This window comes from Ruminococcus sp., from assembly GCF_024684275.1.
Window position 1 is genome coordinate 39804 of the sequence record NZ_JAIKXF010000055.1, and the last position, 26392, is coordinate 66195.

Consider the following 26392-nt stretch of genomic DNA (forward strand, 5'->3'; position numbering starts at 1 on the left):
ATCCTTTCATAATAAAATCAGGTTTCAAGAGGTGGGATCTGCTTCATTAAACTGTACAAATCAGTTTTATCTGTGTGATACAGATAATATTCATCATGTCCGTCGAATTTGATCGCCACAATATCATCATCGCTGAATCCGTTTATAAAATACGCCTCTGCTTTGCAGCTCTTTACCTCTCCGTCAACATAATACTGACTTTTCATATCTGCGCTGCTAATATGTTTTCCTATCAGCTCGGAGGATATAGGATATCCGCCGCGATATATAGGCTTCAGAACAGCTACATATCCATCGAGAAAAGCGTTATAATATTGTCTGTAAATAGTCATATCGTACCAAGGATCATGCGTACTTGGCTGAGTACCGCCGCCGGGAGGTGTGTAACCACCCGGGGGATCACTTGATTTTGCAGGAGGATTTCCTGTAATTTCCGGCTCAGTGGTAGTTCTTGTTGCCGTCTGTATAACAGTCGTTGTTGTTACTCGGCCTGTAGCTGACGCAGTAGTCTCTGCGGCATTATCCGATGTAGTCTGCGGAGGCGCTGTTTCCAGCTTTTTCGCTGTAGTCACAGCCTTAGCCGTTAAGGCAGTTTCAGCAGCCGGAGCAGCAGCTGTTGTCGTTGCCGTTGTATTTGCCTCAGCACTTGAGATCACAGCCGATGTTGTCACCTTAGTTGTCACTGCTTTTTGCGTAGTCTGAGCAGTTACAGCTGTAGTCTCAGTTTGGCTTTCAACAACAGTGCCGGGAGTCGGGAACGTATCAGGTCTTTTGTAGTTTCTCCACACTCCTAAGCCTATGACAAAAGCTCCCAGTATTCCAGCCGCAGCAGGTACTGCTCTTTTCGCAATATATATTCTTCTCTTTCTTTTCTTCTCGTGTTCATCGCGGACTTCAAGTACGTATTTTGTCATTTCATCATAAGTTTTCATAGCTGAAGCCCCCCTTTTCGAGTTCTGTTCTAAGCGCCTTCCTTGCATTGTACAGGAGATTTTCTGTCTGTTTCCTTGACTTGCCAATTATCCTTGCAGTTTCCTCGTTGCTGAATCCCTCAAAATAGGTCAGGTAAAGCACCTGCTGATATTCCTCTTTGAGTTTTCCGATTGTATGACGAAGATTGATCTTCTGTTCGCTTATCAGATATGTTCTTTCAAGATCGGCTTCATCAGCTATAGCAGCCTGCTCGTCCAGCGGAACGTTCCTGTTTCGCTTGTCACGTCTGCGGTGATCTGCTGCAATATTTCTTCCTATTGTATAAAGCCATGTCTTGAAGGAGCTTTTTCCGCTGAATTTTGGTTTCTTTACTGCAAGTCTGATAAATGTATCCTGTACGCAGTCCTCTGCGTCGCTGATATTATGGGTATAGCTTTGCAGATACAGCATAAGTCCGTCTCTGAACTCACGCACCAGCTCTGCCATACCGCTGTCATCGCCTGCAAGGAAACGGCGGTAGCTACTTTCACCGTTGCCCATTATTCAGACTCCTTTCGCACATGATCCTGTGTTCTTACTTATTAGACGTAATTTTCATTATAAAATACTAAGTATATTCTAAGTTAAAATAAAAAAATTTCTATCAACTTTAATCTATCATCTCAGATAGCTATTGTCAATAGATTTATTATTAATTTTTTGAAGCAAGTGAAAACAGCCGTGCGTAGTGCACGGCTGTTCTGTCAGCTGTTTATGTATTCTTCTAAGGTCATGACGCTGCCATTTGCCGTTGCAGTGTATGCATAGTAGGAAAGTATCTGTGACGCGTCAACAGCATTTATGCTGCCGTCTTTGTTTACATCGGCTGCCTTTTTCTGCGTATCGTCAAAACCTGTGCTCTGACCTGTGGAGGTCTTGGAATAATAGTCAAGAACCACAGAAGCATCTATGGCATTTACTGAGCCGCTGTTGTCAACGTCACCGAGGAGATTTTCATCTGTAGCGTATTTCTTTTTTCCTTCAAGTGTTGTTCTTACTTTTTTATAATAATATTGATGATAACTTACTGGTATAAGACCTTTCTTATCAAGGTAAAGCAGCTGATTTAAATAATCATCTTCATCTACCTTGCCGTTAAGGTCGATATCGCCGTACTGACTTATTCTTTTCCTCACCTCAGCAGGCAGTATGTCCACGGCATCTTCAATTCCATTAGCTGTTTCTTCTTGATAAACAATGTAATACAAAAGGTCATAGCTGTCATAATAATCGAACTTGCCGTCACCGTTCAGATCCTTTTCAGCTTCGCCGCTTTCAAGACGTCTGAAACAGTCAAGCTGTTCTTCTGTATATTCATCATCTGTACGTGTGTCGATCTCACTTCTCAGCTCTTCCATATATTCGATAAACTTGTCAATATGGTCTGGTCCGTCAACCGTTATAAAGTCATAATCTCTTAACACTTCTCTTATCTCATCATTTGTGGGATATTCGCCATGCAAATAGAGATAATACCTTGCTACATCTTTTGCGCCTCCAATACCAACATTTACAAAAAGATAATCTATCTCTTCAACTTTCTTTTTACGCAAACTCTGTTGCTCATATGGATTGATCGCAATACCGATTTTTATATTCTTGGCTGCTTCTCCATCATAAAGCTCATACATTTCTTTATATTTTGATGTGTCTTTGCCGTATTTTTCACTGCATTCTTCCATATGCTCCGCGTAAAGCTCAATTTCAAATACGTCCTTTACATCAAATTCGCCGTCATCATTAAAATCATAATACCACCCTTCTTCCTGCCAAAAACTATAATAGTACATCTCCGTAAATATTCGTTCCCACCTGCTCGAGTATGCAGCATTTACGCCTGTAGGACTCGCTGTTGCTGCTATTCCCATAGCGGATAAAAAAGCTATCATTTTTTTCATAGTAACACTCCCTTCTACTTCTTCATAAATGGTTGTTGTCGTCACAGCCGCAGTAGTGATAGGCGGCTTGACTGTTGTTCTCGCCTGCCCTGTTGTCCTTTCTGTGCGGGTGCTGTTTGTTCTGACGGCTGTGGTGGTCTGAGCCTTTGCGGTGTTCTCCGACTTTTCAGCCGCAGTCGATGATACCGCGGTCACTGCCGTCTCTGTGGAGGTCTTCGCCAGAGTCGTTACGCTTGCCGATGTCGTTGTATTAACGATAACATTATCGTTATTCGGGAAATCTACAGGCTTTTTGTTTTTTACTGCCGCAAATAATACTATAAAGCCGGCACATAAGCTCAGAGCCGCAGGAGCGATTCGTTTCAGATAACGTCTTTTCCGCTCCTTTCGCTCTAAATGAGCGTCTAATTTTGAGAGGACACTTTGATACATCTCGTCATTATCCTTCATATTCAAAGCCCCTCCTTTCCAGCTCAGTTTTTAATGAAGTCTTGGCATTATAAAGAAGATTTTCGATCTGCCTTCGAGACTTTTTCATAATTAAAGCAGCTTCTCCATTGCTGAAGCCCTCAAAATATGTGAGATACAGCACCTGCCTGTACTCCGTCTTCAGGTCATGCAGAGCCTTATGCAAAGCCAGTTTCTGCTCACTTTTCAGGTATTCAGCTTCGATATTCTTTTCGTCAGCAAAAAAATCCTGTGATTCCAGCGGTACGACATCAAGCTTTGTATTTTTACGAAGATATGTAACACAAGTATTCCTGCCTATAGCATAAAGCCATGTTTTGAAAGATGATCTGTCAGAGAATTTCGGCTTTTTAATGGCAAGCCTGGTAAAAGTCTCCTCTGTCAGGTCTTCGGCAGTATGAATATTCTGTACAAAGCTGTTCAAATACAGCATCAAGCCCACGCGGTATTCACATATGATCTCGCGCAGTCCTTCCCTGTCGCCCGCAAGAAAACGGCGGTAGCTACGGGCACCGTTATCCATGTGGGTACCTCCTCTCAGGGATCATTTATCCCTTCACTTATTAGTAGCTTTTTTTCAGCTAAACTCTAAGCACTTACAGATATTTTTTATTTTTAACTATTATACTGCAATCTGATCAATATTTCAACAGCTCCGCACCTGCATAAAAAAGCTCCGCCAAAGCGGAGCTTTCCCGTATTCTTTTTTTACATATTGGAAGCTCTGCAAATACTTAGCTCTCCCATGTATGCAATTCTATTATTCAAGTCCCGACTGTCTGAACTCTACACGGTCTGAGTCAAAATCACTGTTTTCAACGAAATCACGGAGCTTCTGTATATCCTCCTTAGGATCGTTCCAATCATATTCGACAATGACCTTCTTATTTATTGCGTCCTGTTCCTTATCGGTATTATTTATTCCAAGAGACCTTATATCATTTTCGAGCATAAAACAGAACAGCTTTTCTCTTATGAGGTTGAGCTCAGAATCGTCATCTGTATTATAAGGTATCTCTCGCATAATGCCGCGCTGGATATAGTTCTTTTTAATGAACTGCTCAATGCTTGTATAGTCGTTGATATCCGAACTGTTCGTCTTGTAGAATACATACTTATCCGCAAACTTCTCGGGCATTTTCTCTTTCTGGATTATAGTATAATTTACATTCTGTTCTGCACAGTAATCCAAAGTCATTTTCCTTACTATATCCGCATTTGAGATATAGTCGATGATACCAAGAAGGCGTTTCTGTATCGTCTGTGCGTCGCCGACTGTTACACCGTCGCCGTCTATATCTGCATTTGCCCTGCCAGTCTCTGAGAGACTGTAATTATCAGGATTTGCAAGGCACTGCATTATGAGAACAACATCTGCCATATCCACCTGATCGTCGTTGTTTGCGTCACCTTTCAGTTTTCCATTATCCTCTGAGCCGTAGAGAGGTATCCTGCTTTCCAGAACAAAGCCTGCAAACTGAGGATTCAGCTGGATATAATTGAGAGCGTCTGCGTACATCTCATCTGCTTCATCTTTAGTGTAAAGATAACTGCTCATAGCGTAGGCATCTATTTGCAGGTATCTTCTGTGGAGCTTTTCTTCGCCAGTTCCCTCAGTGCGATAAGCTAAATGACTGCTGCCTATGTTGCAGACTTCAGTCAGATTCACGTCAAAGCTGCTGAGGAAGCTGTTAAATTGCTGTATATAGCTGTTGTCGGTCATCATCTTGGGAAGATCGGTGACGTCAGCAGTCTCGTTGATTATATTGTTGCCATTTTTATCTGTGAAGCTTGCAGGCAGCTTCACAAGGAATGAAACAAAGTAATTCTCAGCAGTCCTTGCTGCTGATTCCTTAGTCCATACCCTGTAACCCTTTTCCTCGGTCATGCCTCTTTCAGCGAAGTAAGCCTTTGTTTCGGCTTCGGTCATATTGCAGAAGTCCTTAAAGAAATTGCCGCTGATGAACTTATCTGCATCATGATAGCGCAGGTCAATGAAATCGACGTCATCTTTGTGGTAAAGTCTGATAACATCTGGCTTTTGAGGAGGATTCCCCTCGACAATAAGATAATAACCGTCCTCAAGATCAAATCTTCCATAATGGGTATACATACCGATACCTACCCATTCACATTTAAAATCAGCAAGATCCGCCCATGTTATGCTCATCTTTTTCTTGGCAATAGCCTTGACGTCATCAAGAGTCATGGTCTTTGTGCCATGTGTAAAGTCAATATCATCATCCGGCTGTCTGTCAGAATTCAGCTTGTAGGGCGCTATATCGTAAACGTCTGTAATATCTACAGCACCGCCGCCGTTATCGTCGGGATACTTGGAAAGTTCTTCCCTGATAGCCTTTTGCAGCTTACAGAACTCAGCAACAGGCATAAAAACCTCGCCAACATCGTAATTTCTGTAGTATACATAGTCTCCTGCGCTGGTCTTGAAATATACGGCAGTTCCCATATGATTCGACTCGCCCGAGAGGAAATATTTTTCCTTGATAACAACATCGGGAGAGATACGTTCTTTGACGATATCACTGTCCAGATATACTTCATAGGATCTCTGCTCCACTTCTCCGTAAGGCAGCTTTACTTCCTTGCCGTCCCTGATAGTATACCTTGCTGACTTATATTCCTTAAGCTCCTCATTATAGAATGAGAACCAGCCGTCGGTATGCTCCACTACGTAGTAGCATATGTTCATATATTTGCTGTCAAAAGCTTTGTCGATATTGCTGTATTCCGAGAATACAAAGCGAACAGGCGTATTATACAGCCTGAAAACATTCTTGAATGTATCAGCGTTAAGATCTCTCAGCTTATTAAACGTTTCATCGCCTAAGTCAGCAGGGGGCTCGTTATTCATTGGATAAGGGATATTGCAGAAGTAAACTGTAGGATTTATAAGCGCAAGCTCGGTCGAAGTAATACTTGTTGAGTATAAATAGCCGTTGTCCTCAAGGTATTTGAAAAGCTTGTAGGGATTTGTTCTGTTTTCAGCATCATCTTGACAGAGAAAAAGCTGAAAATCGCCTATTAATGCGCTGCTTTCATAATCACTTTCCTTATATCCCACCGAAGAAGCAACTTTCATGAGCTCCTTGTAGTTTTCGTTGTTTTTGTCCATTTCATAAGGAAGACCGATGCGTATACTGTAGCCGCCTGATATAGAATTTGCGGTATCCTCGTATACAGCCAGATGTCCTGCAACTGAGACAGCGTCGGGAAGCTTTTGCAGCATTTCCAGCAGAGTATTGAACTGCTCATAGGTCATGCTGCCGAATAAACGGTAGATATCCCCCTCGTTTGCCAGTTTTGGCGCTTTATATCCCTTGTCGGCAAGAGTATTGCTTATCTTGTCTATAGGCAGCTTCACGCCCTCTTTCATACGAACCACGACCTCGGGATATATAACTTCAAATTTGTGCAGCCTGCCGTTTTTATCCATGAGAATTCTCGTATTTGAGCCTGTATGCATGAAATAGCCTGTATCGTAGCTGCCTGCTCCCGCGTATTCGCCGCCGCAGAGCTTTGTGAATACCTCGTCAGCAGACATGACCTCAAAGCATTCAACAGGCACAGAATACGGTTTATCAGCAATATTATAGAGCTCAGAGAGCTCCATTTTCTTTACGTGCAGCTCTTTGGTATCGCCGCTTATGACCGTCTCAGCCGAGGTACCGGCAGCTATAGCTGTAAACGGCATTGCAGCACTGCCTGACAGCATAGAAACGGTAAGTAATATACTTATGAGTTTTTTCATAATATCAGCTCCTTTTGTAATAATAAGGACGGATAATTTTTACCTTTCACTATATTAGACACATTTTTCCGGGATATTTCTCACCGGGTTCAAAAATTTTTTATGTTAATCAATATTATACTGAAAATCCAGAATTGACAAATTTCTGAAAACACTTTATAATCAAGGTGAGAAAAATCAAGAAAAAATGGTACTAATATTATAGAAGGATATTTTTTACCACGAAAGGAGCTGTCTATGGATAACGGTGCAAGCAGCTACTGCCGTTTCCTTGACGGTGACAGAAATTCTTTTACCGAACTGGTCACGGATTACTGGGACGGTCTTACACTATATCTTACAGGCTTTACCGACAGCATTACCGAAGCCGAGGAAGCTGCCGAGGAGGTCTTTCTGAAGCTTTATGCGGACAAACCGACTTTTTCTGGAAACAGTACGTTCAAAACTTGGCTTTTCGCTATAGGACGGAATACTGTGCTGAATATGCTCAGAAAACGGCGAAAGCACCATGAAACGTCCCTTGACGGCTTTTATGAGGTCTCGGACAGGCAGGATATAGAACAAAATCATATACTTGATGAGAACAAGAAGCTCCTGTATGACGCTATGGACGGACTCAGCAGCGATTACAGACAGGTCTTGTATCTTGTATACTTTGAGAATTTCGGAGTTGCCGAAACGGCTGAGATAATGCATAAAAATCAACGGCAGATATATAATCTTCTTTACCGTGCAAAAGCGGCGCTGAAGAAAATTCTTGAGAAGGAGGGCTTTGAGTATGAGGAGCTATGAAGATATTTCAAAAAGAATAATGGAGCGCGGCGACAAGCTCATAGAGGAGAGAAAAGTCAGAGCCGCAAGGATAAAACATACCTCATATGCAGTTTCGGGTATGTGTGCTGCTGCTATAGCAGGCATAGGCGTATGGCATATAGCCTCGAATATGAAAAAGCCTGATGAGGACTTCAAAAGCCCGGGAATAGTAACAGCTACCGAGGCTTCTTCTGAAAGCACTACAGACTCTGCCTTGATTACAACGGCTGCTGCCATAACAACAGAAAAGGCTGCTGAAGATAGGATAAGCACTACTACAGCTGCGGCAGCTGTGACTTCTGAAACTAAAGCTGCAATAAGCACCTCACCCATCCAGACAGCTTCTGTCAAAACAACTACCCTATCCGCAACCGATTCGGAAAGTCCTGTTATGGAAACTTCGGTCATTCCGTCTGTTCCCGAACCTCCCGAAACTACTGCCACAACATATTCTCCGCTCCCTGTAACAACCACAGGCATAGGCGAAGAAGGGAACACCGCCAACAGCGGGGAATCTGCTCAAATCTCACATACAGATCCATATAGCGGAATAACAACTACTATCATTAGTGAAACAGCTCATGATATTACCACGACAGTGCAGGAAAGCCCGTCAATGGGGAACGGCGGCTATATGCCTGTTACCACAACAAGCTTGCAGGACTCTTTCCGCGCAAATCCGTCCTATTTTAACATGGACGGCGCGTACTATGAAAAGCAGGCTATGGTCGCCGAGGAAAGTGTAGGCGAGTATTTCCGCAGAGTTGATCTGCATATCGTGTATATGCATAAAAATATCAAGGCTGTTATGAAATCCTACATGATAAAGGACGTTGATACAGAAGAAGCTGTCGCTGTTAGGCTCAATGATACAGACGAGTACTATTTGTTCAGAAATCCAAGCTATAAAAAAGATGCGCCTTCCTGAGAGCATCTATCTAAAAAATCCGGTCTCACGAATATGTGAGACCGTTTTTTCATTATTTCTTTTTTCTTCCTTTAACCATAAGCAATATCAAAAGCACAAGCAATATCGGAGCTGCGATTATTGTCGCAACAATATATGGCGAGACAAACAGCGCATCATTTGAAACATATACCTTGTATTCTTCTTTAGTTTCTACTCTTACTCCCCTGACAAGCAGTCTATGGGAATTTATACCATATGGAGTACAGGTAAACAATGTACAGTAGTCCTGATTTGGATTGACAGCAAGATCGTCTATCTCATAAGGCTTGACAGTTTTTATCTGATCTACCTGATAAGTCAGAACCTCTGACATGATCGTAATACGGAATATATCTCCCTCTTCAAGCCTGTCAAGATCAGTAAAAAGCCTTGCACTGGGAAGTCCCCTGTGTCCGGACATAACAGAGTGAGTTCCTTTGCCGCCAACAGGAAGGCTTGTTCCGGGAAGATGTCCAACGGCAATTTGAAGAACATCGTCATCAACACTGTGATATATGGGAAGCTCAACCTTTATCTTATCAATAGTAAGATAGCCCATTATACCCGTCTTTGTAATATTAAGGGTACTGTCATAGCCCGAAACACTTTCAGGGTGAAGTATCGGTTTTTCAGCTTTGGCGAGTTCCCTATTGTAATCGTTTGCCGCTTCTATCAGCCTGTCACGCTGTTCAGTACTCATAGAGTCTGCAATGTCGTTGTAGACCTGTATCGCTCTGGATTGGTGCAGAGCATTGATGTGCTCGCTGACAGTAGGATATAAAAGAAGAAATATTCCGGTAAACAGCGCAGCGAACGGCAATGCCCTAATAATGATACGCTTCATCAAAAGCTCCTTGCATTAATAATGTGTGCAGCGGAGTTTTTTCCTCCGCTGCACGAAAATCTCATATTATTGCTGTGTATTTGCAGCAGCTCAGTTTTCCTTTGAAGACATTCTCTTCTTTGTTACGAGAAGAACAAGTGAACCGGCTACGAGCAGTCCGCCGATAATGTAGAACATTCTTGTACCCATGCCACCTGTTGACGGGAGGATTGCACCCTTTCTGTTTATTATAGTTGTCGGGAACATATTATCAGAATCCAAAGAAGAAAAATCAGTTGTGTTTGAAATTCCCCATGTTACTGAATTCTCATCTATAGATGATGCATTTATTGTAAAGCTAATATCTTCAGCCTTGTTATAACTCTCAGGAACACCTGTTTCAGAAAGCCTGTAGTTACCTGCATTTAGACCTGTGAATGTGAGATATCCGTCATCATCAACAGTTGCTGTAACCTGATACTTTTCTGTTATTCCAACTGTTGTTGCAGTCGCTGATGAATTAGCAGTTGCAGGTGTTTTGGCATATTTCGTTGAAAGATTATCATATTTTGCCTTTTGCTCGTCAGTCAATCCTGTTGGATCAGTTGTTGTATAAGAACCATTCTTTAATTTCCAATATGTTCCGGAAGCACTCTCCGTAAATGTTGCTCCTGTTGCAACCTTAACTTTATTTAAATTGTCACCATAAAGGGTAAATGAAGCTCCCTTAAGAGGATTGCCGTCCTGATCTACCTTCTTGATCTTGATAGCAGTTGTATAAGTATTTACCTTATCCCATGGTGTTTCGCCGACTACATCACCCGGATTTCCTCCCTCAGGCGGCTTAGGCTCATCAGGAGTTGTTGCTGGTGTTCCATTATTGGTTACGTTTGGATCGTTGGAGTATTTCAGCTTAGCTGTATTCGGGTTTCCTTCATTTGGGTCAATTACTGCATTCTCATTAAGTGTTGCAGTATATTCTATAAAAATATCATCACCTGCATCATATGAAGCAAAAGTATTGATAACATCTTCAAATACCACAGTTATGGATGTTGTACCTGATGTCTTTACATAATAAGCTGCATGGTCTGACGCATAATTAGTATAATCAGTATCTTCATCCTTAGATAATGTGGCTCTTAAACTATCATCATCCTTATCATATACTTTGACAGATATGCTGCTTTCATTATAGGTCAGACCAGCAGATAATGTATCCTCTACTATAAAGAAATATTTGTTATATCCTGTTGTATCAGGTACTTTAGTTTTGATGCGATATGTAATAGTATCACCGATAGCTGCTGTATTAGCATCTTTCTCAGTATTGTTTTCAACTATCTTCTTTTGCAGTGTTGGAAGTGAGTGCTTTGAATTTACATTAGTGTCTCCTATTACTTTAAGGATATTTGCACTTCTGACCTTTACACCTGCAGTATCTCCACTTACAAGAGGTGTACTTTCATCAAGTATGAGATACCAACCGTCGGCTAATGAACCTGCTGAATAAGTACTACCCGACTGAGTCATTGGAATATTTTCATTCGTCTTATCTACATACTGCGCAATTAATTTTGCAAGCGCAACTTTTTGATCAGCATCAGTTATTTTTGATAATGCCTCTGCAACAGTTTGCACAGAAGCAGAAGTCGAGATAGCAGAAGAGCCAGTTAACCCCATTAATGTATTAAGACCAGTTATAAGAGCTGCTCGATTTGCCTCTGGTATTGCAGAACCCCACGCTAAATTTTTAAGCACATCTCCTTCTTTTTCACCAGTTATGATCTGATAAGCTTTATATGTATGTGCGGTTGTATCAGAATCTGTAATTGAAAGGGTTGAAGTGCCTGATGTCGGCGCTGCGAATACTGTCAGGCCTGTTGCTGCCATAGGTGTGATAGCTAAAAAGCCTGCTGTCATCATCGCTAATAATCTTTTACTGTTTTTCATATAATTAACCTCCGTTTTCATAAATATTATTTCCGCCTACGTATATCATCAGGAAGACATTTCACACTCGCCTCCTTTTACGCCTGTACAAGGCGGAACCGCTTATTATTCCTATTGCTGTGAACATACATCCTAAGAAGTATATTCGTCCTGTACCGCTTCCGCCTGTAGCAGGAAGCTTGTACCAGATATACTCATTTGTGACAAGTATAGGAGTTTCTTGAGTATTCGTTGCTACATCATAATTACTGTATGTTGCAATGTAGCTATCATCAGAATCATGACCACCGTCATAAGTCGGTTGAGATGAAGCATCCATGTTCTGAATGATTTCTATCGGATTGCCCAAACCATCAGGATAGATCTCAGTTTCCTCTACATAATACTGATAAAGGAATCCGTTTTCTTCCTCAAGCATACTTTTGCCCCAATGATACATCATTGACTCACCTTCGACATTTGAATCTCTTGGAAGAGTGATAGAATGATTTAGGTTATTCCAGTCTGTATCATCGGTGTATGTACCTTGCATATGAAGCGGATTTGTAATAGAGTCAACATCAATATTAACGTTATAGTTAGTGTAATCCATTACGTATTGACCATTAACTATATTATAACCTGGTTTACTTTCCGTTGCACCGGTTATATCAGTGATTCTGACACCTCTGACTCTGAAAGGTTTTGAACCGCTTTGGGTTTCGAAGTATATAGTTTTGCCATCTGCATTTAATGAAATAGTGATATCAGCGGAATCATGATGCCAATCATGATCTCCTCCAACAAGACTAATATTTTTGATCCATCTATATTGAGCTTTATTGTTTACTCTTTCATGTAAAGTCAGAATAACACTATCAGCTCCATCAGCACCATGACGCTGTGTATAGATATCAAACTTGTATTTTCGTCCAGCTACAAGATAGTTTGTAGTATCAAGTTGAATTCCATCACCAGAATTCTGTCTATTGGATATAAGAATAGCTCCACTGTCATTAGTTGGACCAGCAGTAACAGTACTATTATCGTTTCCTTTCCTGAGCGACCAACCACTTCCATTTAATTCACCATATAATGGATCAGATGCTAAACCGTTATACCCATTTGTAAAATTAATTTCATAAACTTGCCCATTTTGTGAATTATCCGCACCAACAGTAACTTTACCATCTCCTTGAGAAACAGATATCGGATTAATTCCTTCAACCGCAACAAATTCGTCCATGCGGAATGAAAATGGTCCACCAAATGCATCTCCTTCTTGCCAGCCAGCCGGATTTCTTGTCTCAACAATAATAAACATTCCATAAGGATTGACATTTGCAGGGAATGTTACCGAACCCTGCAGCTGAATCCAGCCATTATTATTTGACCCTCTATCAACAGAAACCGCTGAAATCTGATGGAAACTGTCATTACCGTTTTCAAGTCCATCATTATACGTCATGGCAAATGTAATACTATCGGGATTACGCTCAGGATCTTTTCCTTCACCAAGCCATCTGTCATCATAATAGACATATGTGCTGAACGTATATGTTTTATTAGGCTTGAATACATCAGGATCAAGAACAAGCTTTGCACCTTGCCAAGCAGCTGTCCTGTCTTTTATCAAAAGATCATTACCTTTGGCGTATGGATTTGTTCCACTTAGTGTTACAATGTGACCAGCGTTTGATATCCAACCGCTTGTATCATTTGTAAACGAATGATGCAGAAGCAAAAGTCCATCTCTGACGTTTCCGCTTGTGAGCTTTATTTCAACTACATTCGCATTTCCCGATGATCCGTCAGGTTTAGCAGAAAGATTTGATACTTCAAAGAAATTTCCTGAAAAATCAACTTTTGCATCGCCTGTTTCAACTTTAGGGTATTCATTATTCTGATCTCTGAAGATCGCAACTCCGTCAGGAAGATCAAGCGTAAACTCAACACTTCCGCCTGCATATACATCGTTTCTATAAACATCTCTTATGAGATATCCTTTTTCATCGAGAAGCTTTATAAGAAGATCAGTCTGCTTGCTTTCGTCATAGCCGACTTTTCTTCGCTTCAACGTCAGCTTAACAGGTGTATCATCAGGTTTATTCTCCCATACTTTTTTTACAAATATATCGGTTTTGCTTGTATCAGTGTTAGTGATAGTAACATTACCGCCTCCGGCATATGTATAAGAAGCCTTGTATCCAGTAGGAATATTCTGCTCCACTATATTATATGTATAGATACGGTCACCGATCCTTGTCGGGAATTTTACAGGAGAATCCGGGATAATTGTTTCGGAATCCCAATTCCAGTTTGTGTTTTTAGAAAGTGCAAATGTTCGCTTTCCATTGATAGCTACTGGGGTTACTTCACCGTTAGTCGTATCTTTTCGATATATCTTGAACTTGACGTTATAATCACTATGTGAACTTGTTACATCAACACCTTCTGAATTTATCCACTTTTTGTTAATTTTTAGAGGGATATCTTCTGAGTGCATCTTATTGGTAAACGTATAGGAGTTAACAACATTCAAGTCTATTTCACCGGTTGAGATATCGACATTTTGTGAAGAATTTAGTGTATGTCTCGTACCGTTAATAATAACTTCAGAAAAGATATTAGGATCAACGCCTTGCTCAACTACTTTATACTTTTTTGTAGCATCAAGTCCGTCAAAATCTTTTCTATCTCCTGCCTTTAATGTAAATTCATAGTCTGTTCTGTCAGTTGCAGGCACATATTGACCGGTTCCTTCATCAAGTACATAAAGGCAGAAATTATAATATTTGTTGTCATAATAATTCTCAGGGTATTTTCCCTTATCCACATTCTTGATAACAGACAAAGGCTTGACCGTAGGAAGATTTATTTCCATTGCAAGGTTTGAATAACAGCCGCCTCGCTCAAGATAAAACATTTTTATAGTATGTTCTTGATTATCGTTGGCAGTGCACGTTTTTTCCCCATCTTTATAATAATCTTCCAGATAAGATACTTTCCATTTAGTGCCTTCTCCGACAGTAGAGGTTGCAGTATTAGCACCTATCTTAGTTGGCTTTGGAATTTTAGTCCAGGTAAAACCTTTTGTTTCCAGCTGGCTTTTTATACTATTATTGCCTGTCTCCAGTTCATAACCGTAAGCATTATCCTGAACCCATACGATACCATTGGTAAAGTCGATCATACCGCCGGCAGGTTCATGGATACCACCAATATCAAGTACAAGAACATCATCAACAAAGATCCACATATCATCGTCGCCGCTATACTTGAAAACAACAGGATCATTACCAACTAAAACATTTTTAAACTGTGCTTCCATAGTCATACCGAAGTGATGATTATAAGTAGCATTTACAGTATTGTAGTTAGGATCTTTTTTGCTATAATTATAATCATCAAACGGGAAGAATCCTATCTTAAAGCCAGGATCGACATCGCCGCGTTTTTCATTATCAGTATCTGTAGTGATCGCGCTATTATACGTTTCTCCTGTCTTAGGATCAATATCTGTACCATAATGATGATTATCGTTTACGATCTCAAAAGTCCTGTCATACACTTTAAAATCAGATGTATCTTGATCAAAGTATGCATAATTATCATCGCTGTTGAAATAAAGATGTTTTACATCATTTTCTCTGAGCAGATGATTTACATCGGGATAGACCGTCTTATATGCCTTTTCACTTTCAGAAACATCTGTTTTAAACAGATAATCAAGACTATGACCCGAACCACTCACTACAGGGAAACCATTTTCAAGTTTTCTATTTACTATGCCCTGAACAGGTCTGTTTCCGGACATAGGAGAAGGGTACGTCGTTCCAAAAGTATTGTAATCACCAGAATAGTTATTCTTATCAGGATCAACTCTTGTATATACATTCTGTGGATTATTAGGATCATCATCATCTCTTAAGGTTCCTGTAAAGGCAGGTGTACCATAAGCAAAGAACATGATATCCTGGGCAGGATTTTTTTCGGAGTTTATTCCAATTTCTTTTACATAAGGATGCTCCCAATATCCATGATCAGGACTATTACTGTCTTCTTTCCATCTGATACCATAATTATTTGGCTCACCTTCAAGAATTCTATCTTCGTCATTGAAGTCAAACAGCGTAAACTTGATACCTTTAGAAATATTATCAATTGTATCAGGTAATAGTTCAGGCTTACTCGGATCAAGTGTTTCGCCTGCTAAAGAAGTCATGCTCTGATCGCCGAACTGAAAGCTTGTCATGGCTTCTGCATCAAACTCAGCTGACTGTAATTCTTCCTCAGGAACTTCTATAGATAATAAATCACTTTCCGCTTCTTCAGAAAGCTTGAAAGCCTCAGAAGCTTCTTCAACGTCATCTGTATAGCACAGCGGAATGTGGTTATGTTCTTCATGGCCGCATATCAGAACCTTCTCATAGCACTCGTCTGTGTGAGTATGTTCTTCACTTTCTTCAGCACCGCATATGAGCACCTTTTCATAGCATTCATCGGTATGATTATGCTCTTCAAATCCACATAGAGGTTCATTGACCATTGTAATAACTGTATCCCTCAGCTCCCAAAGGACTCCCGATGAAACAAATACAGATAATACAAGCAGCAGTGATACCATGCGCCGCCGCTTAACACTGTTTTTATGAATGATCTCATAAAAACTGTCAAAATATTTTTTCATCTATTTCAACGTTCTCCTTTCTGAGATTTATCATCAGACCATACTTTAAACAGAACCTTGCCAATGATCTGATCCTTTCCTATACAGCCGATAGCAGAGCTTCTGCTGTCCACAGAAGTCTCACGCTGATCGCCAAGAATAAAGACCTTATTATCAGGAACCTGATATGGGAATTCGATCTCACATTTTCCAAGCTCCTTTTTTTCAACATACGGCTCATCAAGAAGTTCTCCGTTCACATAGACATTTCCATCAGAATCCATATCGATCATATCCCCTGAATGGCCTATAACTCGCTTCAGTAATGTTTTATTCTGCCAAGAAAAACAGCAAAGCCCGCCTTTATTAATGTTGTCCGTCTTTACAAGAACCAGAACATCACCTGAATTCAGAGTAGGCTCCATGCTGTTTCCGACGACCTGTACAACAGGGAAAAACAGAGTTGACACAAGGACCGCAGCAGCTGCTACAACAATAAGAATGGACACAGTGCTGAAAAGTGTACTTCTGAATTTTTTTCTGTATTTAATGTTTTTTAGCTCAGTCTCAACCTGTTCAACCGACGGCATAGACTCAGGCGTCTTTTTCTTTTCTGTCATGATCAACTTTCCTTTTTATCATAGCTATTCTTTACTTTTGACATTGTATTCTGCCTCTGAAATGATCATTTGCGCTTTTTCCTGTGCATCTCTGATCAGTTTCTGAGCCTTTTTTTCAGCTGTTTCCACAGCTGAATTCTCAACACCTCTGATATAATCATCAGCAGTCTGCTGAGCAGCTTCAAACAGTCCATTCAACTTTGCCGATATTTCGGCAAGAGAACCTGAATTACTGATTTTAAGCTCCTTTTCTTTAAGCTTTTCACGAAGCTCCTCATTTTCCTTGATAAGCTCCTCCTGCTTTTTCTGATATTCATATATAATATAAATCAAATCACTTCTTTTAAGGTGTTTAAATTCTTTATCAGTCATAATATTCTCCATAAACTTTAATATTTCTTACTTATTATGCATATTATACCATTTGTTTTAATAGCAGTCAACAACCTTAACACATTATTAACACAAATTCAAATATTTTTATACAGCACAAACAATATAGCAGCTGTATATTTGTTGTATCCTACAAATTCGAGACTTTAAGTAAAGTATACCATTTACAAAATCTCTGTCACAATATACAATTAGTACAAATATATTTATAATAAATACTAAATCTGCCATATCGAGCTGCTTTTTCTTATAGATTCAAGTCTGTATCTCTATTCTTTTTTCACTTTTGTCCAATATCCATTGCAGCACTATAACACATAACAAAAAAAGTTTACATAATATACTGAACTTTGTTTAGGCTTTGTGGTAAAATTTATATAAATAATTATATATTCTGTCTGTATTGCACATTTAATGTTAATCTGAATAGAATCCACCTTATTATTTGTTGGATTATTTAAGGAGGGCACATATGAAGGAATTGCTTGAACGTAAAAAAGGACTTCGCAGAAGCATATTGATCGTTGATGATGACTATATCGCAAGAGAGATACTCGGAAAAATACTGAAAGACCAATACGAAATCAGCTATGCCGAAAACGGCGTGATAGCCCTCGATATCATAAAGAGGGACAAACTGAAGCTCTCACTTGTGATACTTGATCTGCATATGCCGCAAATGGACGGATACAGTCTGTTGAAACTGCTCCGCAGCGACAATGAGCTGAGGCGTATCCCTGTTATTGTGCTGATCTCTGAAAAGGGCGCAGAGGTAGAGAGTCTGAAGATCGGAGCAGCGGATTTTATCACAAAGCCCTTTGATATGCCGGAGGTCATTTGTGCAAGAGTCAGTCACTCTATCGAACTCGCTGAGGACAGCGTTATTATACATGAAACGGAGCGTGACGAGCTTACAGGACTGTTTCATAAGGAATTTTTCTTTCAATACGGCAAAAGACTTGATGAACTAAATAACCATATGCCGATGGATGCAGTTATGATCGATATAAACCGTTTTCATATAGTAAATGAGTTATACGGCAGAAGGTACGGTGATCAGGTGCTTAGAACCGTTGGTGAAAGCCTCCATGAACTTGTCAGCAAAAACGGCGGAATTGCCTGCCGCCGTGACAACGACCAGTTTTACGTCTATCTTCCTCATAATGATGAGCTTAAAGGCAAACTGCCGCATTATATAGCTGTGATAGACAAGCGTATAAACGACAGCAGTATAAGCTTGCGGTTTGGTGTGTATTCCGATGACGGCAGCGAAAAGTGTATGGAGCACCGTTTCGATTATGCCAGACTTGCCTGCCAGAAGCTCAGAAACAGCTATGTATCCTGCTTTAATTTCTATAACGATGAGCAGCACAGCAAAGAGCTGTACGCCGAAAGGCTCATAAATGATATGGACAAGGCACTGTCCGAAAAACAGTTCAAGGTCTATTATCAGCCGAAGTATTCAATAAGAGGCAGCAGACCGCAGCTTTCAAGCGCTGAAGCGCTTATCAGGTGGTTTCACCCCGAATTCGGTATGGTAAGCCCGGGACAGTTCATCTCGCTCTTTGAGGAGAACGGTCTGATACAGAAACTCGACCGGTTCGTGTGGAACGAAGCAGCGGCGCAGATAAAGCTTTGGAAAGACAAGTACGGGACCGATATTCCGGTGTCGGTCAATGTGTCAAGAGTCGATATGTTCAACGCACACCTTGTGGAGATATTGGAGAGCATCACAAGACAAAACGGCTTGAAGAATGCCGAGCTTCTGCTGGAGATCACGGAATCTGCCTATACCGACGATTCCGACCAGATCATCGAAACAGTGAATACACTCCGCAAGTGCGGATTCAGGATAGAAATGGACGATTTTGGCAGCGGTTATTCCTCGCTGAATATGCTGACTGCTCTGCCGATAGACGCTTTGAAGCTGGATATGAAATTTATCAGGACTATCTGCGAAAAGCCTAAAAGCGCTCGGCTTGTCGGCATCATGATCGACATTGCAAGGCTCCTTGAAGTCCCTGTTATTGCGGAGGGCGTTGAAACAAAGGAACAGATGGAACTGCTGAAAAAACTGGGCTGTGACATCATACAGGGCTATTATTTCTCAAAGCCTCTTCCGCCTGAAGAGTTCGGAACTTTAATAGAAAAAGAGCTGAAGGAGAAAGATCATGCTTACAATTGATAAACTGAGAGAATATGGCGCTGATGTGGACGAGGGACTTGCGCGGTGCATGGGTATGGAAGAATTTTATATCGGACTTGTCGAAAAGGCACTTGCTGACAATAGACTTCCTCTGCTCAAACAGCAGATCGGAGAAGGCGATCTTGATGCGGCGTTTGAGACTGTTCATGTACTAAAAGGTATGTACGCTAATCTGTCGCTTACTCCGCTGACAAAGCCGATCAGCGAGATAACAGAGCTGCTTCGCAGCAGAACAGAAACAGATTATTCTTCGCTCATAACGGAAGCTAAGTTTCAGTTTTATAAACTGTGCAGTTTATAAATCAATATAACGAGTAAAATATTGGTATGAAAAGGATAAATAATAAAACAGGACTGTATACAGCCGTTATAGGCAGTCTGCTGATAGCGGCAATTCTTATACTCGGAACATACTGGACGGGACAGAAGGCAAAGCAGGACACCGAAAAGGCCGCAGCATCCGTAAGCAAGCTGTACCTTGACGAGCTTACCGGCAGGCGCGAACAGGTGGTCGCTTCTGCATTGAAACGTAACATCGGGAATATGCAGACGGCTATCGGACTTCTGACAAGCGACGATCTCAGCGATAAATCCCATTTGCAGGCATATCAGCAGCGTATGAGAAAGCTCTATACCCTTGAAAAATTCGCCTTCGTGGATACAAATGGACTTATCTATACCGCAGACGGCACTATGAACAATATAGAGCAGTACAGCTTTGACTACAACAATATCAACGATCCCGAAATATCCGTCAGGAGCGATGACAGCGGCAGCAAAAGCGTTATTATCGCTGTTCCGGTGGACAGGCTTCCGCTTGGCAGACAGACGCTGACCGTCTGCTTTATGGAAATCAGCATGAACACTATGCTGGAAGGTGTATCATTACAGTCGGACAACAATAATACTACTTTCTGCAACATCTACACAAAGGACGGCAATGCTCTTACAGATATGGTCCTCGGAGGTCTTGCAAGCGAAGACAATCTTCTCAAGGCTATGGAACACGCCGATTTTGACGATGATGTTACCACTGATGATCTGCGTTCTGATTTTAAAATTGGCAGAGGCGGAGTCATCTCATTTACATATGACGACTCACAATGCATACACTAACTGCAAGCGTTCTCTCTGAGCTTTCATTGAGGACGCTTTTTCATTGGTTAGCTTCCAGCAAAAAGCCTGTCTCCCCTACTCCGCAGCTGTAGAGATGCTTAGTGGATTTGACCTTAGCCGAACAGAAAAGATGTGCCTGCCCGGCAATACCATGACGGTAACTGCAAAGAATTCCGTACACCTGTACAACCATGAGCGTTCACTTTTATAGACAGTGTTCAGAGACTTATGTATCTCAAAGTATAAAACATTTCAAAAAACACTTGCCAAACCTCCGCACTTGTGATATAACATTATAGCAATGCGGATATGGCAGAATTGGCTGACGCGTATGGTTCAGGTCGCGCTATTTTTGTGTAAAAATAGCGATCTCACGATTGTGAGACCTTATGCTGTTTTCGTCCAAATACCGACGAATATTACTTGTTCAGAGATCCAAGCTATAAAAAAAGATAATGTCTCCTAAAAGAAAGCAGCCGTGCGAAGTGCACGGCTGTTTTGTCAGCTGTTTATGTATTCTTCTAAGGTCATGACGCTGCCATTTGCCGTTGCAGTGTATGCATAGTAGGAAAGTATCTCTGAGGCATCAACAGCATTTATGCTATCGTCTTTATTTACGTCGGCTGACTTTTTCTGTGTATCATCAAAACCTGTGCTCTGACCTGTGGAGGTCTTGGAATAATAGTCAAGAACCAAAGAAGCGTCTATGGCATTTACTGAGCCGCTGTTGTCAACGTCACCGAGGGAATAATCCAGAGCATTATACCTGTTCATCTCGTCGTTGACCTCTTTTGCGCCGCTTACCGTATAGGTCTTCATAACCTTTAAATGGTCTGTGATAGGAAGCGGCTTGAGGTTCATCTTATCAAGATAAAGAGCCAGATATCCGAAATCATCACTGTCAATTTCACCGTTAAGGTTCATATCACCGTATTGCTCAACTCTCGCATTAAGCTCGTCGGACATGGGAACTCCGTCAAGTTCGATAGACCTATTTCTTGCGATCACATCTGCGTTTACGACATATCCAAGAATATCATATACGTCAAAATAATTGAACTCTCCGTCGCCGTTTACATCTTTTTCCGTTTCACCGCTGTCAAGGCGTCTGAAGCAATCAAGCTGTGCTTCTGTATAGTCCTTATCCTCGTATGTCTTGACCTCGCTTCTCAGCTTTTCCATATATTCGATAAACTCATCTACATGGTCGGGTCCGTCAACAGTCATAAAGTCGTAGTCTCTTAATGCTTCCCTTATTTCATCAGTTGTAGGATATTCGCCGTTTATATATAGGTAATACCTTGCAATCTGGTTTACACTTCTGATGTCAAAAGGCAGTATTTCATATATTAAATTTTCGTTGTGCATTATCTTTTTGACGTGCTTAAAGGTCTGCTCATCATAATATTTATACATATCCGTATATTTCGACTGGTCTTCGCGGTATTCCTGCCAATAGTGCCAAACGTGGTCTGAATACAGCTTTAATTCAAAAATATCTTCGATGTCAAAATCGCCGTCACTATTCATATCGTACTTCCAATTTGTCTCTTGGAGTGAACTGAACCAACTTGTTTCACCCCAAGAAAATCTTATCTTATTCGGGTTTTCGGCATATACGCCTGTCGGGTTTGCTGTAGCTGCTATTCCCATAGCAGATAAGAAAGCTATCATTTTTTTCATAGTAACACTCCCTTCCTCATACTCGGATATAGTTGTTGTTTCTGCCTCAGCCGGTGTGTGTACAGGCGCTGTTGTCCTTGCCTGCGCCGTGGCTTTGGCTGTGCGCGTGATATTTGTTCTGGCAGCCGCTGTGGTCCGCACCCTTGCGGTGGTGGCAGCCGTTAAAGTGGTCGCCGCAGATACTGCGCCTGTTACCGACGCGGTAGAGGTCTCTGTTGGCTGAGCCGTTGAGTCCTCCGTGACCGCTATGGATACTGTAGTGGGCTGAGCTGTATGCTCGGTGTCATTGCCGTCAAAATCCGTGCGAAGCTTTGAAGCTCCGTAAATGCCTATACCTATAAGAAGCGCGGCTGCTGCCGCCGCAAGCCGTGAAGCCACAGGAAAACGCCTTTTTCGCTTTTCTGCATAAGAGGCTCCGACCTGTGCGAAAAAATCTTCTTTATGCTTTGATTCAGGGAATACAAAAGACTCCCGAATGGCATTCTTTAATTTCTTGTCCAAGCCGATACCTCCTATCCTTTGAATTGCTTTCTGAGCTCGTCAAGAATGACCTTTATCCTACGTCCCATTTTAAATCGCGATATGCCGTAAAGCTCCGCAAGCACACTCACAGGTGTCTCGTTTATGTACCTTAACACCACAAGCTCCCTGTCCTCCTGCGGCAGAGACCTTATTGCTGTTCCGAGAGCTGCGCTGTTAAGGATACAATCCTCAAAGTCGGATTCATCAGGGATATCCTCGCTGAGTTCCTCAGCTGGCTTCCTGCGAAAATGATCTGCACACAGATTGCCGGCTATCGTATACAGATACCTGAGCTCCTTGTTCATGTCCGTATAATTCGGACTTTCAAGGAATCGAAGGAATGTCTCCTGCGTGATATCTTCCGCAGTTTCACGGTCATGGACTTTAAAAAAGCAATATCGGAATATTTTTTCGTACTGTTCTTTTAATTCTTCTGACACGTTGTGACCTCCCTTCATAATGATTAACGTTTTAGTGACACCTCATGAGCAGAGAATATTGTAAACAATTTATGAACTTTTGTCAAGTAAAAAAACGCAGCCTGTATTTCTACAGGCTGCATATATATAATTTATATCAGCTAAGTCCGAGGAGTTTATTCTGTATCGCCTGAGCGTCGCCAACTGTTATGCCGTTACCGTTAAGATCTGCATTGAAGCTTCCCTGTGCAGAAAGCTGATACTTATTAGGATTTGCAAGAGCCTGCATGATAAACACAACATCTGCCATGTCCATTTGCTCGTCGCAGTTGGAGTCGCCGTCAACAGCATTCATAAGGTCAACGCCACCGAATTTTTCACCTGCCGCAGCCAATTCAAGTATACTGATCACTCCAATATTGGTCTTGTCGTGTATATCTTTAAGGACTGCAAGGTGATCTTCAAAGGATATTTCATAATTAGGTTTAAGGCTTATTTCCATCACATTTTCACCAGAAGTAGTCAGAGTGAAATCCAAGTTATTATCTTCAATGTATTTTTCAAGTGCGGATACTGCCTCTGCTTTAATTTCACTATATACAGCAGTTCTTGCCTGTCCTGATAATCCCACTGTTCTTTCTGTATAAACATCGGACGGATATTTCATCAGAGTAAGGTATGTATACCCCTTGTGCGGACTGTTAACATCAGTGGAGTAGATCATATCAGCAGTTATGCCGCCTTTGATAAGTATGTCCTTTATTCTGCGGGCGTCATTAGCTGTCAGCTCAAATACTGCGCCGGGCTTTTCAGCGTCATAAGGAGTTACATAATAGCCGTAAGCACTATTGAATGGGTTTCTGCAAACAGTTACTTTATTGCCGCTTTCGGTAACAAAGTCTTCGAACTGCAAATTAATACGCTCGGAAACTTCGTCTTTCGTTTCAATGGTAAAACCTTTCCTTGGATCTGTTTCCTCCCTTGGCATACCAATGAATACTCTGTCACTGTATTTTTCCTCCACAAGTATATTGTAATAATATGGGTTTTCGGGATCTTTTTTGTCTCCTGTACGAATATAGAAATCCTGATTTACGTCTGACATGAAGTCGATTTTGAGGTAATCCGTGTGGTCTGTCGGAGTCATTCTTTCAGTATAAACAGCATTTGTACAAAGCGGAGAACCACTTGCTATTGCAGCCGCAGCTGCAATTATTGACATTATCTTCTTTTTCATAATATGACCTCCTTTTAGGAAATTATTAAGTTTGATTTTTGCTTTCACTAATAAGTCGTAAAAAAACGCATTTTGTCTCACCCTTTATTAAAAAAATTCAGAAAATGTTTGTTGACAATAAATTTCGGAAAATTTATAATTTAGGTGAGACATTTTCGTGTTTTTTACGACTTATATATGAAGAGACATATCACTAAACCCAAACAGGTGCAGAAAGCACGTCTGCGAAAGGAGTTTAATATGGATAACGGTGCAAGTAGCTACCGCCGTTTTCTTGATGGTGATAAAAATGCTCTTATTGATATAATAGAGGACTACCGCAGAGGTCTCGTTCTGTTTCTGAACAGTATTACAGGCGATTTCTGCCTTGCCGAAGAGCTTGCGGAGGATACTCTACTCAAGCTCTATGTGGACAGACCTAAATTCTCGGGTAAATCCTCGTTCAAATCGTGGCTTTATTCTATAGGCAGAAATACGGCTGTTGACTATATCAGAAAAGCATCAAAGCTTGGAAAAGTACCTGTTGACGATATGTATGATGTTTCAGACAGGGACGATATAGAGCAGGATTATATCAAAAGCGAGGACAAAAAACAGCTCCTCAGAGCATTGGAAAAGCTGAATGATGATTACAGACAGGTACTGTATCTGATATATTTTGAGAATTTCAGCAACACTGAAACGGCTAAAATAATGGGCAGATCGGAAAGGCAAATAAGGAATCTTCTCTATCGTTCAAAGGAGTCTTTGCGAAATATTCTGGAAAGGGAGGGCTTCAGATATGAGGAAATATGATAAAATGACCTTGAAGGTCGCTGAGCGAATATTTGAAAATGGCGACAAGTTATTGGAACAGCGCAAAAAAAGAGCCGCTAAGATACGTCATATTTCTTATGCTGTATCTGGATTATGCGCCGCAGTTATAGTCTGCGTTGGTGCATGGCACTTTTCTTTCTCTATGAAAATGCCAAACGATAATTTCCATGGCTCTGAAATAATTTCTGCAACCGAACCTGCCGCAACTGAGACAACTACTTCAAATGTGATAGAACAAACAACAACTCAAACTGCAATAATAACAACCAAAACTGAAACTTCCACGCAAACTACAGTAACTACTTCAAATGCGACCAGAACAGAAGCCGTTCTTCAAACCACAAAAGTTCCTCAAACTACAAAAGTGCTTCAAACGACCGCTGATAATGTTCAAACTACATCAGCAACTAATGTATCAGCAGTAACAGTTACTACGGCTGAGGGTGCTGCGAATGTCACACAAACCGTAAAGTCAACACAGTTGGTAACTTATCCTAATTCTGCAACTGCTACTGTTTTAACTTCTAATGTTACAACAATAACTAACCTAAATAGCTTTTTCATGGATTCAACGGCAACTCTTGTAATCAATGATAATGATGATCCTATTTTCTATGAAAAAAAGAATGAGATCATCTCCAAAGATTTAATAGAAGGTTTTATTTTTGCATATCACGTTCAGATAACAAAGCCTGACGAGGCACTTCCGATTGATTATAAATTACCTGTTTTCAGAATATCAGATGTCAGCGAAGAAGAAGCAGTTGCAGTCAGAACTCCCGATACTTATGAGTATTATCTGTTCAGAAATATGGACTATAAAAAAGAAGACGATATTTCATAGTTGATGCTAAAAGCATTACTATTTTTTCAAAAAATCACTTGGCAAATGCTCCTGTTTGTGATAAAACATCATGGTACTGCGGAGTTACTGTTAATATAGTCCGCCTCGGTCAGTCTGAGCCGTGTAAAATTCATCAGGCATTATGCGGATATGGCGAAATTGGCAGACGCGTATGGTTCAACTTTCGCTATGATAGTGAAAAAATATCGGTCTCACGATTATGTGAGACCGTTTTTTATATTT

Annotated in this window: 21 protein-coding genes; 8 read left to right on the forward strand and 13 right to left on the reverse strand. The window is 41.0% G+C overall.

Going from position 1 to position 26392, the window contains the following annotated elements:
• Positions 1-17: 17 nt before the first annotated feature.
• The 5 genes from K5677_RS06100 to K5677_RS06120 form a co-directional block, all read right to left on the reverse strand.
• Entirely contained in the window at positions 18-932 is a 915-nt protein-coding gene (locus tag K5677_RS06100; protein ID WP_296725849.1) for a hypothetical protein, read from the reverse strand.
• Positions 919-1473, reverse strand: a complete 555-nt coding sequence (locus K5677_RS06105; RefSeq protein WP_296725850.1) for an RNA polymerase sigma factor — start codon at positions 1471-1473, stop codon at positions 919-921. The genes K5677_RS06100 and K5677_RS06105 overlap by 14 nt, the downstream gene beginning before the upstream one ends.
• Before the next feature lie 203 nt (positions 1474-1676).
• A complete protein-coding gene (locus tag K5677_RS06110; RefSeq protein ID WP_296725852.1) occupies positions 1677-3320 on the reverse strand; it encodes a dockerin type I domain-containing protein in 1644 nt (547 codons plus the stop codon).
• Entirely contained in the window at positions 3310-3861 is a 552-nt protein-coding gene (locus tag K5677_RS06115; protein ID WP_296725853.1) for an RNA polymerase sigma factor, read from the reverse strand. The genes K5677_RS06110 and K5677_RS06115 overlap by 11 nt, the downstream gene beginning before the upstream one ends.
• A gap of 237 nt (positions 3862-4098) precedes the next feature.
• Positions 4099-7107, reverse strand: coding sequence for a dockerin type I repeat-containing protein (locus K5677_RS06120; RefSeq protein ID WP_296725855.1), 3009 nt, complete (start codon positions 7105-7107; stop codon positions 4099-4101).
• A gap of 237 nt (positions 7108-7344) precedes the next feature.
• Here K5677_RS06120 and K5677_RS06125 point away from each other — a divergent pair, with 237 nt between their 5' ends.
• Together K5677_RS06125 and K5677_RS06130 are read left to right on the forward strand one after the other, a co-directional pair.
• Positions 7345-7899 (forward strand): RNA polymerase sigma factor, encoded by a 555-nt coding sequence (locus K5677_RS06125; RefSeq protein WP_296725857.1) that lies wholly within the window; start codon positions 7345-7347, stop codon positions 7897-7899.
• Entirely contained in the window at positions 7886-8848 is a 963-nt protein-coding gene (locus tag K5677_RS06130) for a hypothetical protein (RefSeq protein ID WP_296725859.1), read from the forward strand. The genes K5677_RS06125 and K5677_RS06130 overlap by 14 nt, the downstream gene beginning before the upstream one ends.
• Positions 8849-8900: 52 nt before the next feature.
• On the opposite strand, the gene K5677_RS06135 is transcribed toward K5677_RS06130, so the two are convergent.
• The 5 genes from K5677_RS06135 to K5677_RS06155 form a co-directional block, all read right to left on the reverse strand.
• Positions 8901-9713, reverse strand: a complete 813-nt coding sequence (locus tag K5677_RS06135; RefSeq protein WP_296725861.1) for a class C sortase — start codon at positions 9711-9713, stop codon at positions 8901-8903.
• A 90-nt stretch (positions 9714-9803) separates the two neighbouring features.
• Positions 9804-11645 carry an isopeptide-forming domain-containing fimbrial protein gene (locus K5677_RS06140; RefSeq protein ID WP_296725863.1) on the reverse strand — a complete coding sequence of 614 codons (1842 nt, stop codon included), beginning with the start codon at positions 11643-11645 and terminating at the stop codon, positions 9804-9806.
• Between the two features lie 61 nt (positions 11646-11706).
• Positions 11707-16314, reverse strand: coding sequence for a carbohydrate binding domain-containing protein (locus tag K5677_RS06145; RefSeq protein ID WP_296725866.1), 4608 nt, complete (start codon positions 16312-16314; stop codon positions 11707-11709).
• Positions 16315-16319: 5 nt separating this feature from the next.
• On the reverse strand, positions 16320-16913 hold the full coding sequence (gene lepB / locus K5677_RS06150; protein ID WP_296725869.1) for a signal peptidase I: 594 nt from the start codon (positions 16911-16913) through the stop codon (positions 16320-16322).
• 24 nt (positions 16914-16937) lie between these two features.
• Positions 16938-17285, reverse strand: a complete 348-nt coding sequence (locus tag K5677_RS06155) for a hypothetical protein (RefSeq protein ID WP_296725872.1) — start codon at positions 17283-17285, stop codon at positions 16938-16940.
• Positions 17286-17778: 493 nt separating this feature from the next.
• Here K5677_RS06155 and K5677_RS06160 point away from each other — a divergent pair, with 493 nt between their 5' ends.
• The 4 genes from K5677_RS06160 to K5677_RS06175 are packed head-to-tail and all read left to right on the forward strand — an operon-like array spanning position 17779 to position 20839.
• A complete protein-coding gene (locus K5677_RS06160; RefSeq protein WP_296725875.1) occupies positions 17779-19491 on the forward strand; it encodes a bifunctional diguanylate cyclase/phosphodiesterase in 1713 nt (570 codons plus the stop codon).
• On the forward strand, positions 19478-19813 hold the full coding sequence (locus tag K5677_RS06165) for an Hpt domain-containing protein (protein ID WP_296725876.1): 336 nt from the start codon (positions 19478-19480) through the stop codon (positions 19811-19813). The genes K5677_RS06160 and K5677_RS06165 overlap by 14 nt, the downstream gene beginning before the upstream one ends.
• Before the next feature lie 26 nt (positions 19814-19839).
• Positions 19840-20628, forward strand: coding sequence for a hypothetical protein (locus K5677_RS06170; protein WP_296725878.1), 789 nt, complete (start codon positions 19840-19842; stop codon positions 20626-20628).
• A gap of 43 nt (positions 20629-20671) precedes the next feature.
• A complete protein-coding gene (locus K5677_RS06175; protein ID WP_296725880.1) occupies positions 20672-20839 on the forward strand; it encodes a hypothetical protein in 168 nt (55 codons plus the stop codon).
• A gap of 290 nt (positions 20840-21129) precedes the next feature.
• Here the strand turns inward: K5677_RS06175 and K5677_RS06180 are convergent, their stop codons facing one another.
• The 3 genes from K5677_RS06180 to K5677_RS06190 all read right to left on the reverse strand — a co-directional run bounded on the left by K5677_RS06180 (position 21130) and on the right by K5677_RS06190 (position 24489).
• Entirely contained in the window at positions 21130-22812 is a 1683-nt protein-coding gene (locus tag K5677_RS06180; RefSeq protein WP_296725881.1) for a dockerin type I domain-containing protein, read from the reverse strand.
• A gap of 11 nt (positions 22813-22823) precedes the next feature.
• A complete protein-coding gene (locus K5677_RS06185) occupies positions 22824-23273 on the reverse strand; it encodes a sigma-70 family RNA polymerase sigma factor (RefSeq protein WP_296725883.1) in 450 nt (149 codons plus the stop codon).
• Between the two features lie 136 nt (positions 23274-23409).
• Positions 23410-24489 (reverse strand): dockerin type I repeat-containing protein, encoded by a 1080-nt coding sequence (locus K5677_RS06190; protein ID WP_296725884.1) that lies wholly within the window; start codon positions 24487-24489, stop codon positions 23410-23412.
• A 240-nt stretch (positions 24490-24729) separates the two neighbouring features.
• On the opposite strand from K5677_RS06190, the gene K5677_RS06195 reads away from it, so the two are divergent.
• Both K5677_RS06195 and K5677_RS06200 read left to right on the forward strand, forming a co-directional pair.
• Positions 24730-25284: an RNA polymerase sigma factor gene (locus K5677_RS06195; RefSeq protein ID WP_296725886.1), complete on the forward strand. Its 555-nt coding sequence runs from the start codon at positions 24730-24732 to the stop codon at positions 25282-25284.
• Positions 25271-26149 (forward strand): hypothetical protein, encoded by an 879-nt coding sequence (locus K5677_RS06200; RefSeq protein ID WP_296725887.1) that lies wholly within the window; start codon positions 25271-25273, stop codon positions 26147-26149. The genes K5677_RS06195 and K5677_RS06200 overlap by 14 nt, the downstream gene beginning before the upstream one ends.
• Positions 26150-26392 lie beyond the last annotated feature (243 nt).